The sequence below is a fragment of the Halosimplex yunnanense genome, from assembly GCF_054504345.1.
Window position 1 is genome coordinate 463,739 of the sequence record NZ_JBTJEL010000033.1, and the last position, 15,983, is coordinate 479,721.

Here is a 15,983-nt window from a genome sequence, read left to right on the forward strand (position 1 = left end):
AACGAGTCTGGGGGTGTTCAGTCCGACTGTTCCGACGCCGTCCGCGCCTCGGCACCGGCCAGCGCGCCCTCCTTGAGCTCGCGGGCCTTCGATTCGAGGCGCTGGGCCGTCTCGGCGAACGGCTGGTCGACCTCGGGGTCGGCGCCGGCGGCGATGATGTCCACCAGCGCCGAGCCGACGATGATCCCGTCGGCGCCCGCCGAGACGATGCGCTCGGCGTGCTCGCCGGTCTTGATGCCGAAGCCGACGGCCTTCGGGACCTCCCAGTCGGCGACGCGGGCCAGCGACTCCTCGGTCTGGCCGGAGACGTCCTCGCGGGCGCCGGTCACGCCCAGCCGAGCCTGCACGTAGACGTACCCGGAGACGTTCTCGCGCATCCGTTCGAGGCGTTCGCCCCTCGTCGTCGGCGCGATGATGAACACGAGGTCCTGGTCGAACTCGTCGCAGGCCTCCCGGAGCGGGCCGGCCTCCTCGGCGGGCAGGTCGACGACGACGAACCCCTCGATGCCGACCTCGGCCGCTCGCCGGGCGAAGGCGCGCGGGCCTCGCTCGCCGGTCTCGGGATGGGTGTACTGGGCGACGAGGTTGTAGTAGGTCATACAGACCAGCGGCACGTCCACGTCGAGGTCCTCGACGAACTCGAAGTAGTGCTCGGGGGTCATCCCGGCCTCCAGCGAGCGGACGACCGCCTCCTGGATGGTGCGGCCTTCCGCCATCGGCTCCGAGAACGGGAGGCCGAGTTCGATCACGTCGGCACCGCCCCGTTCGAGCGCCTCGACGTACTCCAGCGATTCCTCGTAGCTCGGGTCGCCCGCCGCGACGTACGGGATGAACGCGGGTCCGTCGGCGAAGACGCGTTCGAGCCCCATCAGAGGTCACCTCCGCTCCCGGCGGCCTCGCGCAGCACCGACATGTCCGGTGCGATGTCGAGGTCGCGCTTCTCCGTCTCTTCGAGCACCGTTTCGAGGTCCTTGTCGCCGCGGCCGGAGACGTTGACGACGACGAGGTCGCCGAGTTCGTCGTGGTGCTCTTCGAGGTAGCCGAACGCGTGGGCAGACTCCAGCGCGGGGATGATCCCCTCGTCCTGCGAGAGCCGGTGGAACCCTTCGAGCGCGGCGTCGTCGTCCACGTTGCCCGCCCGGACGCGCCCCTCGTCGACGAGGTGGGCGAGTTCGGGGCCGACGCCGGCGTAGTCCAGCCCCGCCGACACCGAATGGGACTCCATGATCTGGCCGTCGGAGTCCTGGAGCAGTTTCGTCCGTGCACCGTGGAGGACGCCCCGCTCGCCCGTGGAAAGCGACGCCGAGTTCGGCGCGACGCCCTCTTCCTCGTCGACTTCGAGCGAGGACCCGCCCGCCTCGACGGCGTGCAGTTCCACGTCGGCGTCGTCGACGAAGTGGTGGAAGGCGCCCATCGTGTTCGACCCGCCGCCCGCGCACGCGAGGACGGCGTCGGGCAGGCGACCCGCTTTCTCCTGGACTTGCTCGCGGGCTTCCTCGCTGATGACCGCCTGGAAGTCCCGGACGATAGAGGGGAACGGGTGCGGGCCGACGACCGAGCCCACGACGTAGTGGGTGGTCTCGACGGTCGTCGCCCAGTCGCGGAACGTCTCCGTGATGGCTTCCTTGAGCGTGCCGCGACCCGCGGTCACGGGATTGATCTCGGCGCCGTTGATCTTCATCCGGAAGACGTTGGGTCGCTGGCGCCGGATGTCGGTCTCGCCCATGTAGATCTCGCAGGGCATGTCGAGGTGCGCGGCGGCCATCGCCGTCGCGGTGCCGTGCTGGCCGGCGCCCGTCTCGGCGATGATCCGCTCTTTGCCCATGTACTTCGCGAGCAGCACCTGCCCGAGGGCGTTGTTGAGCTTGTGCGCGCCGCCGTGGAGCAGGTCCTCCCGTTTGAGGTAGACCTCGGTGTCGTAGCGCTCCGACAGCGATTCGGCGTGCTGGAGCGGGAGCGGGCGCCCGCCGAAGTCGGCGAGTCGCCGCCGGAACTCGTCCATGAAGCCGTCCTCGTTGTCGAGGACGTACCGCTCGTAGGCGTCCGCGAGCTCCTCGATGGCCGGCATCAGTGACTCCGGCACGAACTGTCCGCCGTACTCCCCGAACATCTTGTCTGTGCTCATGATTGGGTGTCCCGTTCCGCACTCGCGAGGCGCTCGGTGTTCTCGGTCACGTCGCCGTCCATGATCGCCGACCCCACCAACAGGGCGTCGGCGCCCGCCTCGCGCATCCGCGTCACGTCGTTCGTCGTCGCTATGCCGCTCTCCGCAATGAGGGTGACGTTTTCGGGCACTTCGGGCGCAACCGCCTCGAACGTCCCCAGGTCGACCTCCAGCTCCGCGAGGTCGCGGTTGTTCACGCCGATAATCTCCGCACCGGCGTCGAGCGCCCGCTCGACCTCCTCGGCGGTGTGGGTCTCGACGAGGACCTGAAAGCCACGCTCGCGCGCCGCCTCCAGCAGATCCGCGAGGTCGTCGGTCCCCTCCTCGTCGAGGAAGCGGACGATCAGCAAGACCACGTCCGCCTCGACGGCGTCCAGTTGGCCCTCGCTGACGACGAAGTCCTTGCGCAGGATCGGCACGTCCACGGCCGCGCGGATCCGTTCGAGCGCGTCGGTCGACCCGCCGAAGTGCTCGGGTTCAGTCAGCACCGACAGCGCCGCCGCCCCGCCCGCGACCATCGACTCGGCGAGTTCGACGGGGTCGTCCTCGCGTTCGCCGTCGGTCGTCGGACTCGTCGGCTTGACCTCCGCGATCACCGGGACGCGCCCGTCGGCTTCGGCCCGGTCGAAGGCCGCCGGGAGCGAGCGCGCGTCGACGTCGACGCGCTCGCCGCTGCCCGACCGTTCGCGGGCCGCGTCCAGTATCGACCGCACCTCTGGCGCGATCGTTTCATCAGTACTCATTGATGTCCACTAACGGACAGAGTTGTACATAAGGTTTGCGTCACGGTGTCGGACAGGAGCGATGCGGTGGCGCGCGCTGTCGCGCGTCTCGTCGCGCGATCGCAGTCGTGCGAGGGATGAGGGAGTGAGCAAAGCGAACGAGCGAATCGGCTGGGGAGGCTCGTGGTTCGTTGCGGTGCTGTGCGGTTCTGCTGTTCCTGGCGTCCTCGTGAGCGAAGCGAACGAGGGCTCAGGAGAGCTTGCTCTCCTGGTGGACTGAAAGGGCGAGGCGGGCTCGCGTTCACTTCAGTCGCCTGAGCGGGCCACTATCCGCGCGGGCGGTGCTGAGAGCGCGGGTATCCCGCTCAGTGACCGCGAGCGCGCCGAGGGCTTTCAACTCTCTGCATATCCTGTGGTAGCGGTTCGAGCGACTCTTAGCGAGCGCGCCGAGGGTATTCATCACAAAACGGGCCGCTCACTAGCTGACCAACTTCGTCCGGGTACAACGCAACGAGAGACACCCGAAGAAGCAACTCCGGGAGGCGAACGCTGAAAAGGGCAGCCACCCTGACCCAGGGTATGAGTCTGCTGGCCGACGAACTCGCCGGTGTAGTCGACCTGTTCGGAGGGTTGACTCGTGAGGAACTTCACCGCGCGCTGGAGGAACTCGCGTTCAAGCGCGGCGAGGAACCCGACGCCGACGCCGTCGCTGCCGCCGTAGAGGACACCGTCGAGAGCTACCACGTCGTCCCCGTCGACCACGAGGGCGAGACGCTGCTGGTCGCCGGGCCCGTCGCGTTCCCGACGCTACCCGAACACGCCGAGGACCTGCCGCACATCATGGACGTCGAGGAGCAGACAGTCGAGCGCGAGGCCGTCGCTGCCGCGGTGCGCGACCGGCTGGAAGCCGACACCGAAGCCGTCGCGGCGGCCGGAGACAGCGACCGGGCGGCCGACCTCGTCGACGTGTGTTACGATCTGGAGACGTGGGCCGACGTCGACACGGGCGGTCTCCGCGAACGGCTGGACGGCGTGTGACCTGCCTTCGAGGGTAACCCGTCAGTTAAGACCACCCGCCCCATTCGTTGGCCTATGGACCTGTCGCGGGTACGCGAGCGCGACCCCGTCGGCCTGCGGTCCGAGGACGGACCCACCGAGGCCGACAGCGATCGGCTCACCGGCGACGAGCGTGAGGCCGCGGTACTTGCGCCCATCGTCACCCGCGACGGCGACGAGCACGTCCTCTTCACCAAGCGCGCCGACCACCTCCCCGACCACCCCGGGCAGATGAGCTTCCCCGGCGGCGGCCGCGAACCCGAGGACGACGATTTACTGGCGACCGCACTCCGCGAGGCCTACGAGGAGATCGGGCTCCGGTCGGAGGAAGCGGAGACCGTGGGCCGACTCGACGACATCCGGACGATCACCGACTACCTCGTCCGGCCGTTCGTCGTCCGCATCCCCGACCGCGAGTACCGGCCCGCCGACGGCGAGGTCGCCGAGGTGGCCGTGCTCCCGGTCGCCGGCCTCACCGATCTGGACAACTACGAGAGCGAGCGCCGCGACCACCCCCACTACGGCGAGATCCGCCTGCACTTCTTCCACGTCGACGGGTACACAGTCTGGGGTGCCACCGCGAACATGCTCGTCCAGCTGCTGGAGCTGACCACCGACTGGGAACTCCCGCCCGAGCCCGACCACGCGGTCGACGCCGACGCCGACCTGCCGGGCTGACCGGAGACAAATCTTCAAGGGTCGACCGCCCCGACGATAGGTATGAACGACGAGGCTGGCATCTTCGCGCGCGAGTCGGCGTATCTCGACTGCTACGTCCAGTTCGGCGCCGCGCAGGGCCGCGTGCTCTCGGTGTCCTTCCCGAACACCCCCGACGACGAGGCCGCGGGCGAGCACGAACTGCTCGACCGGATCGACGAGTACCTCGAAGGCGAGGAGGACGACTTCGCCGACGTGACCGTCGCGCTGACGGTCCCGACCGACCGGCGCGGCGTCCTCGAAGCCGTCCGCGAGATTCCCTACGGCGAGCAGGTGAGCATCGACCAACTCGTCCGGATGACGCCCGACGGCGACCCGGACGACGAGGAAGACGTGCGGACCGCCCGGAGCGCGCTCGCGGACAACCCCGCGCCGCTGCTCATCCCCGACCACCGCGTCCGCGACGGCCCCAGCGCCGCGCCCGCCGAGGTCGAACAGCGACTGCGCTCGGTCGAGGGCCTCTGACTGTCAGGCTGTCGCCGCGTCCGGACCCGTCTCGAAGCGGAACCAGAGCAACAGGACCATCGCCGCGAATATCGTCAGCTCCGCCGCCAGCGACGCCGCCTCCGCCGCGACCGGGAGCCACGCCGGCCCCACCGTCCCGACTATCAGCGCCGCCCCGCCGCCGGCGAGAGCCGCCCCCGTGAGCAGCTTCGCCTGCTGGACCGTCCCGACGACAGCGACCACCCCAACGAACGCGAGCGCGACGGCCAGCCCGGCACCGACCCACAGCGGCGGAACCGCGAACTCGCCGGTCGAGTCCGTCACCACGATCGCGAGCCAGACCACTGCCAGGACGGCCCAGCCCGCCAGTTTGAGTCGGTGTATGCGTTCGTCGTCCATGCAGAATATGTCGGACGAGTGCCACAAAACAGCACCGTTCGATCCCGCGCTCACGACCACACGGGGTCCGGCAGGCCGAACCCTTCGTGGACGAGGAACTCCAGCGCGTTGACGAGGTAGTGGGCGACGACCACCACGAGGAGGCTGTTCGTCAGGACGAACCCCGCCGCGAGCGCGAACCCGAGCGCGCCAGTCACCGCGATGCCGACCCGCCCCTGTGCGCCGTGGCCGAGCGCGAAGGCGACCGAGGAGACGACCGCTAGCAGCCACGGCGACACGCCCAGCGCCGCCGTCGTCGCGCCGACGACCGCCGCGCGGAAGACGAACTCCTCGACGACGGCGATGACCGGGAGCGTCGCCCCGAGCAGGAGGCCCCACGCTCGCGGCCCGTCCGGCGCGAGCAGTTCGCGCAGTCCCTCGTCGTAGTCGGCGCCCGACGACGCTGCCAGCCCGGAGGCGAGTTCGTTGCCGACCCAGAGGACGAGACCGAAGCCGATCCCCACGGCCAGCGCCGGGAGACCGGTCGAGAGCGCGTCGCCGCTGATGCCGAGCGTCGGCAGCGGGACGCCGAAGTACCACGCGCCACCGGCGAGGATCGCGCCGAACAGCCCCTGCGTGAGCGCGACGTTCAGGAGCAACAGCCCGGGCGACATCCGCGGCGGTTCCGCCGCGCGTGGCCCTGCGACCGGCGAGTCCCCGTGGCCGGCGGCCCGGTGTTCGTCACGACCCGTGACTCGTGGACCGTCCCGCTTCGCAGCCCCACGGTCGTCCTCGTCGGGCGACCACCCGACAGCCCCGTCAGGGGCGAGCGGATGCGCGACCGGCGACGACTCGTCGGCGCCGGCCCCGTCAGCGTCGCGACTGCTCTCGTCGGCGCCACGGGAGCGGTCGAACTCGAACCCCGATCGGTCCGGTCCGTCGTCTTCCCCGTCGACAGTGCCCTGCGAGACCCGTGCGAGGATCAGGAAGCCGGTGAGGACGAACGCGACGAGCCAGGCGAACGCTGCCAGATCCGTCTCCGGGGAGGGGATCAGCGGCGGCGCGGCGGGCGGCCGGGCTATCACAGTTCGAGTTGGGACTCGTCGGTCGAAAGTCGTTTCGGAGCGAACGAGACGAAAAACGCGACCGGGCGTCGGGTCGCGGCGAGCGCCGGGAAAAACGAGCGCCGGAGCGAGCCGTTACTGCGGGCTCGGGCTGCCGCCGGTCTGGCCGACTTCGCGCTGTTCGAGCGCCTTGCCCGTGATGGACTTGAGGCGGTCGACGAGACCGTCTTTCTCGGGTTCGCCCGCGAGGGCGACCTCCAGCACTTCCGAGATGTGCGAGACCGGGATGATCTCGATCTGGTCCTTGTACTCGTCCTCGATCATCACGTCCTGCTCGTTGGCCTTCGGGATGATGACCGTGTCGAGGCCGGACTTCGCGGCGGCCTCGATCTTGTGCGTGACGCCGCCGACCGGGAGCACGTCGCCCCGGACCGACAGCGAGCCGGTCATCGCGAGGTTCTGCTCGACCGGGACGTCTTCCAGCGCGGAGATGACCGCGGTCGCGACCGTGATGGACGCGGAGTCGCCGTCGACGCCGCCTTCACCGGCCTGAACGAACTGGATGTGGACGTCCTTCTCGGAGATGTCCTCGTCGCTGAACTTCTTGATGATAGCCGAGACGTTCTGCACTGCTTCCTCGGCCATCTCCTGGAGCTGGCCGGTCGCGATGACCTGGCCGGGCCCCTGCGAGGGGGTGACCTCCGCCATGACGGGCAGGACGATACCTGAGTCCTCGCCCATGACTGCGAGGCCGTTGACGCGACCGATCACGTCGCCCTCGTTGACGGTGAGCTCGTAGTCCTTGCGGCGCTCGATGTAGTTGTCCGCGAGCTGCTGCTCGATGGACCGGGAGCGCCGTTTGGCCTGGAGCACGTCGCCGCGCTCGGTGAACTCCTTGTCCTCGGCGCGGGCGATGTCGCCCGCGACGCGGACCAGTCCGCCCAGATCGCGCAGTTTCAGCGAGAGGTGGCCCTTCCGGCCCGACCGGCGCCGGGCTTCGAGGATGACCTCTTCGACGGCGTCCTCGGTGAAGTGCGGCAGGCGGCCGTCCTTCTCGACTTCCTGGGCGACGAAGCGGGCGTACTTGCGCCGCATCTCCGCCTCGTCCTCGATGGTGTCGTCCATGTAGACCTCGTACCCGTACCCCTTGATACGTGAGCGCAGGGCCGGGTGCATGTTCTCCATGGCGTCGAGGTTCCCCGCAGCGACCATGATGAAGTCCGTCGGGACGGGTTCGGTCTGGACCATCGCGCCCGAGGAGCGCTCGGACTGGCCCGTGATGGAGAACTCGCCCTCCTGGATGGCCGTCATCAGCTTCTGCTGGCTGCGGATGTCGAGCGTGTTGATCTCGTCGACGAACAGCACGCCCTTGTTGGCCTTGTGGATGCCGCCGGCCTCGACGCGGTCGTGGCTCGGCGTCTCCATGCCGCCGGACTGGAACGGGTCGTGGCGGACGTCGCCCAGCAGCGCACCGGCGTGGGCGCCGGTGGCGTCCTCGAACGGCGCGACCTGCTGGTTCGCGTTGTTGACCAGCAGATTCGGGATCATCGAGTCGTTACCGCGCGAGCCGTAGCGGAAGGCCAGATAGACGACCCCGGCCGCGAGGATGCCCAGCAGGACCGACCCCTGGATGAGCAGCGCGTACCCGATGATGATCGCGATGATGATCCACATCAGGAACGAGCGCATCTGGTTGCGCTTGCGCGCCTCCTCCTTGTGGGCGTCGACGATCTGTTCGCCCTTCCCCGCGGGGACGGTCCGGATCTTCGGCTCGTTGCCGTCGTCGGGGTTGTGATAGACGAGAACGTCCTGCAGTTCTTCTTTGGGGAGCAGCTGGCTCATCGCCTTCGCCAGCATCGACTTGCCCGTCCCGGGCGAGCCGATCATCATCACGTGCCGACGCTGCTTTGCGGCCTTCTTGACCACGTCTCGGGCGTGGTCCTGCCCGATGACCTGGTCGACCAGCCTGTCGGGGACCTCGATGTCCCCGGTAGTCTCGATATCGAGTCCACCGAGCAGGTCCTCGTCGGCGTTTTCGACGACTGCCTCGTCGGCGTCGATCTCGACCGCGCTGCCGAGACTCTCGTCGCCGTCGACCGGGACGGCGTTCCCCCCGTCCCCGGCCTCCTCTGCGGCCGATCCATCACCGGCGGGATCGCCGCCACCGTCGACGTCGACCGACGTCCCCGGCTCCGACTCCTGGTGCTCGCCGCGTTCGGAGTCCGGAGATTCGGCGTCGGTCACGCCGACCTCCTCGGTCTCGTCCGCGTCCGCTGCGGACGGTTCGTCGTTGTCGATATTCTCACTCATATAAACGATTCTGACAACTGAAGCCAAGGGCTGTTTATTGATATACTTTCTCCCCTCCAGCGGGTGGATAACAGCCGCAAACCGCCCGACGGGGCCGGTATCGGTACGAACGGGGTATACCGCACTTACCCCTCGCCCGGAAAAAACAGGGGACGTATACGGGCAGTTCCCCGTGCTTTGTGCGACGGCGACTCGGGCTTGCACCCCCGGCAGCGTTCGCCCGCGCTCGGCGGTCGCCGACTAGTCTCCGGATCGGGCCGAAACCGGGAAGCGAGTCACCGGGGTTAATGTAGCCGGTACGCCCACGGTAGGGTATGACGCGCGGGTTCTACATCGGGCGCTTCCAGCCGTTTCACAACGGTCATCGGGCGATGGTCGAGCACATCGTCGACGAGGTGGACGAACTCGTCCTCGGCATCGGGAGCGCGGACGTCTCTCACACCGTTCGCAACCCCTTCACCGCGGGCGAACGCGTGATGATGGTGACCAAGGCCGTCGAGGACATCGGGGTCCCCACCTACGTCGTCCCCATCGAGGACATCGACCGCAACGCCGTCTGGGTCAGCCACATCGAGAGCATGGCCCCGTCGTTCGATGTCGCTTACTCCAACAATCCGCTGGTCGTCCAACTGTTCGAGGAACGGGGCATCGAGGTCCGCCAGTCCCCCATGTTCGACCGCGACCGCCTGGAGGGCAGCGACATCCGCGACCGGATGCTCGCCGACGACACCTGGGCCGACCGCGTCCCCGACGTGGTCGCCGACGTGATCGACGAGATCAGCGGCGTCCAGCGCCTCCAGACCGTCGCCAAGGACGACGTCTCCCGTCGGTGGGAAGCCGAAGAAGACGACTGACTGCAACCGGACTGAACCCGTATCGGTACGCGGACGAGAAGCCACTCTATTTCCGACTCGTCACGTGCGACGAGGACAGCCCGCGATCATCTCACACGAGGTCGGTGCCGATGGTCTCGATCTCCTCCTCGATCGCCTCGTGCTCGAAGTAGAGCAACTCGGCGGCGACGACGACGACCGAGACGGCCAGGACCGTGAAGAAGACGTGGCGCTCGCTCGTGTAGAGGTGCCAGAACAGCAGCGGCAGGAACACCGCCGTCCCGACCAGCCCGACGGCGGGCGGAAGCGGGTTGACCCGGTCGCGCTCCCGCTCGCGCAACGCGAGGTAACTCATCGACCCGAAGACGACGATGAACGCCACCGAGGCGAAGGAGGTGACGCCGTTGAGGCTGCCGACCGCCGCGAACCCGGCGGTGACGACGCCCAACAGCAGCAGCGTCCGAGCCGGGACCCCGTCGACGCTCGGATCGCCCACGTCGTCGGGCAGCAGGTCGTCCGAGAGCATCCCCTTGGCGAAGTACCCCGAGGAGAACAGCGTCGCGTTGATCGCAGAGCCCGTCGAGAACAGCGCCGACAGCGAGATGACGACCGTCCCCGCCCGCCGCAGCCCCAGCGGTGCGGTGATGGCGCCGGCTGCGTCCACCAGCGCGGTGTGTGGGTGCGAACGCAGCGCCTCCGGTGCCAGCGCGATCGTCGCGACCGCGACCATCGCGTAGATGGCCACCGCGACCGGGATCGAGACGTAGACCGCCCGCCGGATCGTCGCCACGGGGTCGGCGATCCGCTCCTGGTCGTAGAACAGCAGTTGCCATCCCTGGAACGCGACGAACGAAACCGCTGCTGCGACGACAGGGCCGAACGACGGCAACTGTGAGACGCCCAGCGACAGCGACGCGCCGCTGGACCCGAACGCGACGTAGGCGATCCCTCCGATGCCGAAGACGACCAGGACCATCACCTTCGCGGCGACGAGGACGTTCTCGGCGCTGCCCGTCGCACGGGCGCCCAGCAGGTTCAGACCGACGAACGCCGTGACCACGAGCACCGATATCACCGGCCGGAGCGGCACGCCGCCGGCCGAGTCGGGGACGGCGCCGAACGCGGCCGTGAACTCGCCGAACGCGAAGGCGTACATCGCCATCGACCCGACGTAGCCGATCAGGAGCGTCCAGCCGATCATCCCCGCCAGCGTCGAGTTGCCGACGAACGACTGGACGAACGAGACCGACCCGCCCTGGTTCTCGTCGTCGATGTCGTTGAGCGCGTTGTACGAGTAGCCGGCGCACCCCGCGACGACGCCGGCGAGGACGAACGACGCCCACGTCGCCGGTCCGGTGATCCCGGTGACGACGCCTAACACCGCGTAGATGCCGCCGCCGATCATCCCGCCGAGCGCGATCGAGACGCTCTCGGTCAGACCGAGTTGCTCTCCGGACACGGATACCGTTTGTTTCGGTCGGTAGACGGTTGAAAGTGATGCCGAGCACGCCGGGGACTGTGCGGCGCGCGATCCGACGACGACGGAGCGGCCACTACGGAGCGGTTCGCGGCCGAAAAATGGCGAAGTGTAGTCGTGTTCGGCGGCTACCGGATTAGCTCGCGGAGATGACGTCGTCGATGCGGACGATCATCGTCGCGGCCTCGGCGGCGGACTCGACGGCCTCGTGCTTGACGGCGGCCGGGTCGAGGACGCCCAGGTCGATGGGGTCGTCGATGACGCCGGTCTGGCCCTCGGAGATGATGCCGGCGATGCCCTCGCTCTCGTGCTCGGAGCGCAGGTCGACCAGCGCGTCGATGGGATCCATGCCAGTATTCTCCGCGAGCGTGCGCGGGAGCACGTCCACGGCGTCGGCGAACGCCTCGACGGCCAGCTGCTTGCGGCCCTCGATGCTGGCGGCCTCCGAGCGGATGTAGTCCGCGACCGCGATCTCGGTGGCGCCGGCGCCGGGGACGACGCCGCCCTCGTCGAGGGCGGCCGTCACGACGTCGAGCGCGTCGCCGAGGACGCGCTCGAGCTCGTCGGTGACGTGCTCGGTGCCCCCGCGGGCGAAGACGGTGACGGACTGGCCGGCGTCGCCGTCCTCGACGAACGTGACGTAGTCGTCGCCGTACTTCTCGACGGAGAGCGAGCCCGCGGAGCCCAGGTCGTCGGCTTCGAGTTCCTGGACGCCCGCGACACGGGAGAGGCCAGTCGCGTGGGCGAGCTCGTCGCCCTCGTCGTCGCCGACCTCGAAGGCGAGGACGTCGTTTTTCGCGAGGATGGCGGCGACCTGGTCAGCGATGTCGCCGTCGACGAACAGCACGTCGACGCCCAGATCGATGACGTGTTCGGCGTAGCCGCGGAGTTCGTTCTCCTCGGCCTCGATTGCGGTGTTGAGGTCGTCAACGCTGGAGACGTTGTACTCGGCGTCGATGTTGGCCTCGCGGACCTCGATGTCGTCGTTGACGAAGGCGATCTGCGGGTTCTCAACGCGGCGCGGCATGTTGTCGTGAACCGGCTCCTCGTCGATGAGGACGCCGTCGACCAGTCGGGTCGCCGACGAGGACGAACCCGTCTGGGTGTAGACGTTGATGTTGTCGCGGACGACGCCCTCGTCGCCGGCGACGCGGCGGACGGCGTCGACGACCGTCTCGGCGAGGCGGTCGGCGGAGACGTCGCCGGTGCCCTTGCCCGTCATCGACGAGCGGGCGACCGTCTCGAGCAGGTCGTCGTCGAGTTCCTCGTCCAGCGTGACCTCGTCGATGGCCTCGTGGGCCAGCGAGAGCGCCTGGTAGTACCCCTCGACGATAGTCGTCGGGTGGACGTCGTCGTCGAGCAGGTCCTCGGCCTGCGAGAGGAGCTCACCGGAGAGCACCGCCGCGGTGGTGGTGCCGTCGCCGACCTCGCTCTCCTGAGTGTCCGCGACCTCGGAGATCATCTGCGCGGCCGGGTGCTCGATGTCCATCTCGTTCAGGATGGTCGCGCCGTCGTTCGTGATGACGACGTCGCCGGAGTCCGAAACGAGCATCTTGTCCATCCCGCGGGGGCCGAGTGTCGTCCGTACGGCCTCGCTGACGGCCTTCCCGGCGGTGATGTTGGAGCTCTGGGCGTCCTTGCCCTGCGTGCGATCACTGTCCTCGTTGAGGATGAACATCGGCTGTCCACCCATGCGTCGCTGGCCAGATGACATGGTTGAGTTTCATCTATTCATCGTAAGCGGTTCTATATAAAATTTTCCAAGCCAGGCCCGGAACCACCGCCAGCGGTGTGTCAGGAAGGCCCGCTCGACCCGCCGGGAAGCATTTATATAGGATCAGTCGTGGCCCCGCGCTGTCGGGGTCAGCGGCGGGAAACCGATGAACCCGGTGCGGTGGCGCGCTGTCGAGCGTGTCCGAGCACTGCGAGGACCGCTCGGCACAGTCGTGCGAGGTCTTCGCGAGCCTGCGAGCGAAGACTCGTCAGAGCGTGCTCCGACGGTGGATGAGAGAGTGAGCGAAGCGAACGAGGGTTCAGGAGAGCGCGCCTCGGCCGTTCACTTCCCAGCAGTCCCTGCGGTTGCGGACACTACTACCAGTTGCACAGGCGGGCTCGAAAACCGACTGGATCCGAATACTGATCACCATCGTTCGCTCTCCGACAACCGTTTTAACCACGTCCACACATGGTAGGGTGAATGCTGGAGTTGGAACACGGGTTCCGGGTGGTCGACGTACACGCGCGACTCGAACCCGACGAGGACAGACGGCAGCGCGAGGGGCTGGGCGACCCCGAGCGGCTGGAGCGGGAGATGCACCAGGCCGGTGTGGTGCGCTCGCTCGTGTTCCCGAGCGCCCGCGACGACAACTACCTCGCCGCGAACAACGCCGTCGCGCGGATGAGCGTCGGCCGCCCGTTCGTCGCCGTCGCCCGGATCAACGGCGCACGCGACGCTGCGGACACGCCTGTGGCGACCTTACGGAACCTCACTGCGCATCGCACCGACGACCACACCTCCCCCGCCGACGTCGAAAAGTACGCCTACGACGACCGGTTCGTCGGCTTCAAACTCCATCCCGCACGCGACGGCCTCCCCGACGAGGAGATCCTCGAAGAACTGGAGGAGGCGGGCCTGCCGGTCATCGTCCACGGGGGTCGCGGGTTCGGCCCCGACGCCGTCGAGGCGACGCTGCTGCAGTACGGCTTCCCGGTGGTGCTCGCGCACTTCGGCGGCCACCCGCTGGATCGGGAGCTGATGGCGGCGAGCATCGACCTGCTCGACCGGTCGTCGTCGCTGTATCTCGACACGAGCTTCGTCCGCTACCGTAGCGCCCTCGAACGGGCGATCCGGGAACACCCCGACCGGGTGCTGTTCGGCAGCGGGTCACCCGCCTCGCACCCGAACGTCGCCGTCATGGAGATCCTCACGCTCGACGTGCCCGAGGACTCGATGCGGAAGGTCTTCTCGAACAACCCCGGGCGCGTCTTCGACGCGCTCGCGCCGTCTGGCGGGCAGTAACCGGGAACTGCCGAGCAGAATTCGTCAGCGACGGTCGTAGACGGCGACCGGCCGGTCCGAGCGGGCCGACCGGCCGTAGGGGTTGCGCCGGGTCGACCGGTCGAGCAGGCGTGCCCAGGCGCCGTCTTTCGACCCGACGGTGAGCCCCGAGATCACGTCGCGGCCGGTACCGAGCCAGCCCGACGGGGTGGCGTCGCCGCGCGCCACGTCGCGCAGCGAGTCGCACGCGTCGCGTCCGGCGTGGGCGACGAGGCGGGCGGCCACCCGCGGGCGGACGCCGTAGTTTTTGACCAGTCGGTAGGCCAGCGAGCGGTACTTCCAGCCGGGGTCGGTCTCCGGGCCGCCGCCGTCGGCGCCCACCTCGCGAGCGACGCCCATCTCCGGCGCCCAGGTCACCGAGAAATCCATCGCGGCGAGGCGGTGGGCGCCGTCGCGGGCGCTGCCGATCTCGAGATATTCGTCGAAGCCGTCGAGCGCGTCGAGCGCCGACCGCGAGAAACCGACGTTGCCGCCGTTGAAGTAGGTGACCTCGCGGCCGGCGAGGTCGTCCGACTCGACTTCCTCGGTCGTCATCCCGCCCCGGAGCCGCTCGTGGACCGGGCCGGTGACGACGTCGGCCCCGCCCAGCCCGTCGGCAAGTGCGTCGTACCACTCGTCGGTGACCGCCAGCCCCTGGTCGACGAGGGCGACGACGTCACCGGTGGTCTGCTCGACACCCGCGTTGCGCGCGGCCGTCACCGTCCGGTCGGCGACCTCGACGAGCACGTCCACGTCGTCGCGTTCGCGGACCATACCCGTCGTCCCGTCGGTCGACGGACCGTTGACGACGACGACCTCCGCCGCGGGCACGTGTTCGGCCAGTGCGTCGAGCGTCCGGGCCAGCTGCGCCCGGCCGTCGAGCGTCGGGACCACCACCGAGAGCTGCATACAGTCCGTAGCAGACTCGACGCGTATAAAAGTCGTGGGACGAACGCTCCGTCGACCGGTCGGTCAGCCGTCGGTTCCTCACCGGCTCCAGCCCGGCGGCCCACCGGGTCGGGACCAACGACTCACTCGACGGTCGCGTTCCAGTAAGAGATAGAGGCCAGTTTGTCACCCAGCGGCGTGCGGTCGAACGCTTCTTCGGCCCGGCGGAACGCCTTCGCGACGCCGCCCGGGAGCTTGCGGTACAGGCCGAACGGGACGACGAACTCGTGGGTCTCGTCGACGAGGCGCAGTTTTGCGGCGTCGAGCATCCCGTCGACTTCCCGCCGCGAGTACAGCCGCGACCCCATCGGGAGCGCCCAGTTGTACAGCGACCGGCCAGAGGTGCGGTTGTACGTCTCGAAGACGACCTGCTCTTTCGAGACGCGGGCCATCTCGCGGAGGTACTCCTCGGGGGTGTCCGCGAGGTGGAAAAAGCGGATGGCGAAGACGGCGTCGAAGTGGTCGTCGGGGAACGGGAGCCGCGCGGCGTCGCCGCGCATGAACTCTAGGTGGTCGTCGACGCCGGACCGCCGGGCCTTCTCGCGGCCCTCCCCGAGCATGGGCGCCGAGATGTCGAGTCCGACGACGTCCGCGCCCTGTTCGGCGAGCATCACCGAGAACCGCCCGGTCCCACAGGCGATCTCGAGGATCTTCTTGTCCTCGACGGGCGCGAGCGCTTCGCCGACGGCTGCCTTCTCCAGTCGATCAGTGAGCCGGCCCCCGCCGCGCGAGAAGCGCTTGTCCTCGTAGGACTCGACGACGGTTTCCTGCTGGTACCACTCCTTACCCTTCACGATACGGTGATTTCGCCCGTGTGGGACCAAAAGAGTACT

15 protein-coding genes are annotated in these 15,983 nt (G+C 68.6%); 5 read left to right on the forward strand and 10 right to left on the reverse strand.

Annotation, left to right across the window (positions count from 1 at the left end):
• Nucleotides 1–17: 17 nt before the first annotated feature.
• The 3 genes from trpA to trpC are packed head-to-tail and all read right to left on the reverse strand — an operon-like array spanning nucleotide 18 to nucleotide 2,907.
• Nucleotides 18–869 (reverse strand): tryptophan synthase subunit alpha, encoded by an 852-nt coding sequence (gene trpA / locus AB2U09_RS11000; RefSeq protein WP_459192759.1) that lies wholly within the window; start codon nucleotides 867–869, stop codon nucleotides 18–20.
• On the reverse strand, nucleotides 869–2,125 hold the full coding sequence (gene trpB / locus AB2U09_RS11005) for a tryptophan synthase subunit beta (RefSeq protein ID WP_459192760.1): 1,257 nt from the start codon (nucleotides 2,123–2,125) through the stop codon (nucleotides 869–871). The genes trpA and trpB overlap by 1 nt, the downstream gene beginning before the upstream one ends.
• Nucleotides 2,122–2,907, reverse strand: a complete 786-nt coding sequence (trpC, locus tag AB2U09_RS11010; protein ID WP_459192761.1) for an indole-3-glycerol phosphate synthase — start codon at nucleotides 2,905–2,907, stop codon at nucleotides 2,122–2,124. The genes trpB and trpC overlap by 4 nt, the downstream gene beginning before the upstream one ends.
• Before the next feature lie 558 nt (nucleotides 2,908–3,465).
• Here trpC and AB2U09_RS11015 point away from each other — a divergent pair.
• From AB2U09_RS11015 to AB2U09_RS11025, 3 genes are read left to right on the forward strand one after another with little or no spacing between them, the layout of a single operon-like run.
• On the forward strand, nucleotides 3,466–3,924 hold the full coding sequence (locus AB2U09_RS11015) for a DUF7109 family protein (protein WP_459192762.1): 459 nt from the start codon (nucleotides 3,466–3,468) through the stop codon (nucleotides 3,922–3,924).
• A 54-nt stretch (nucleotides 3,925–3,978) separates the two neighbouring features.
• Complete coding sequence (locus AB2U09_RS11020) at nucleotides 3,979–4,620, forward strand: NUDIX hydrolase (protein WP_459192763.1); 642 nt, start codon at nucleotides 3,979–3,981, stop codon at nucleotides 4,618–4,620.
• A gap of 42 nt (nucleotides 4,621–4,662) precedes the next feature.
• Nucleotides 4,663–5,124, forward strand: a complete 462-nt coding sequence (locus AB2U09_RS11025; RefSeq protein ID WP_459192764.1) for an MGMT family protein — start codon at nucleotides 4,663–4,665, stop codon at nucleotides 5,122–5,124.
• Nucleotides 5,125–5,127: 3 nt separating this feature from the next.
• Here the strand turns inward: AB2U09_RS11025 and AB2U09_RS11030 are convergent, their stop codons facing one another.
• The 3 genes from AB2U09_RS11030 to lonB form a co-directional block, all read right to left on the reverse strand.
• Nucleotides 5,128–5,502, reverse strand: a complete 375-nt coding sequence (locus tag AB2U09_RS11030) for a hypothetical protein (RefSeq protein ID WP_459192765.1) — start codon at nucleotides 5,500–5,502, stop codon at nucleotides 5,128–5,130.
• A 50-nt stretch (nucleotides 5,503–5,552) separates the two neighbouring features.
• Complete coding sequence (locus tag AB2U09_RS11035) at nucleotides 5,553–6,566, reverse strand: CPBP family intramembrane glutamic endopeptidase (RefSeq protein WP_459192766.1); 1,014 nt, start codon at nucleotides 6,564–6,566, stop codon at nucleotides 5,553–5,555.
• A 114-nt stretch (nucleotides 6,567–6,680) separates the two neighbouring features.
• Nucleotides 6,681–8,855: an ATP-dependent protease LonB gene (gene lonB, locus AB2U09_RS11040; protein WP_459192767.1), complete on the reverse strand. Its 2,175-nt coding sequence runs from the start codon at nucleotides 8,853–8,855 to the stop codon at nucleotides 6,681–6,683.
• A 314-nt stretch (nucleotides 8,856–9,169) separates the two neighbouring features.
• On the opposite strand from lonB, the gene AB2U09_RS11045 reads away from it, so the two are divergent.
• Complete coding sequence (locus AB2U09_RS11045) at nucleotides 9,170–9,709, forward strand: nicotinamide-nucleotide adenylyltransferase (RefSeq protein ID WP_459192768.1); 540 nt, start codon at nucleotides 9,170–9,172, stop codon at nucleotides 9,707–9,709.
• A 91-nt stretch (nucleotides 9,710–9,800) separates the two neighbouring features.
• Here AB2U09_RS11045 and AB2U09_RS11050 read toward each other — a convergent pair whose 3' ends face one another.
• Together AB2U09_RS11050 and thsA are read right to left on the reverse strand one after the other, a co-directional pair.
• A complete protein-coding gene (locus tag AB2U09_RS11050; RefSeq protein ID WP_459192769.1) occupies nucleotides 9,801–11,147 on the reverse strand; it encodes an APC family permease in 1,347 nt (448 codons plus the stop codon).
• A gap of 154 nt (nucleotides 11,148–11,301) precedes the next feature.
• Nucleotides 11,302–12,858 carry a thermosome subunit alpha gene (gene thsA, locus AB2U09_RS11055; RefSeq protein ID WP_459192770.1) on the reverse strand — a complete coding sequence of 519 codons (1,557 nt, stop codon included), beginning with the start codon at nucleotides 12,856–12,858 and terminating at the stop codon, nucleotides 11,302–11,304.
• A 504-nt stretch (nucleotides 12,859–13,362) separates the two neighbouring features.
• Here thsA and AB2U09_RS11060 point away from each other — a divergent pair.
• Nucleotides 13,363–14,184 (forward strand): amidohydrolase family protein, encoded by an 822-nt coding sequence (locus tag AB2U09_RS11060; protein WP_459192771.1) that lies wholly within the window; start codon nucleotides 13,363–13,365, stop codon nucleotides 14,182–14,184.
• Nucleotides 14,185–14,208: 24 nt separating this feature from the next.
• Here the strand turns inward: AB2U09_RS11060 and AB2U09_RS11065 are convergent, their stop codons facing one another.
• Both AB2U09_RS11065 and AB2U09_RS11070 read right to left on the reverse strand, forming a co-directional pair.
• Nucleotides 14,209–15,111, reverse strand: a complete 903-nt coding sequence (locus AB2U09_RS11065) for a glycosyltransferase family 2 protein (protein ID WP_459192772.1) — start codon at nucleotides 15,109–15,111, stop codon at nucleotides 14,209–14,211.
• 122 nt (nucleotides 15,112–15,233) lie between these two features.
• Nucleotides 15,234–15,944 carry a class I SAM-dependent methyltransferase gene (locus AB2U09_RS11070; RefSeq protein WP_459192773.1) on the reverse strand — a complete coding sequence of 237 codons (711 nt, stop codon included), beginning with the start codon at nucleotides 15,942–15,944 and terminating at the stop codon, nucleotides 15,234–15,236.
• Nucleotides 15,945–15,983 lie beyond the last annotated feature (39 nt).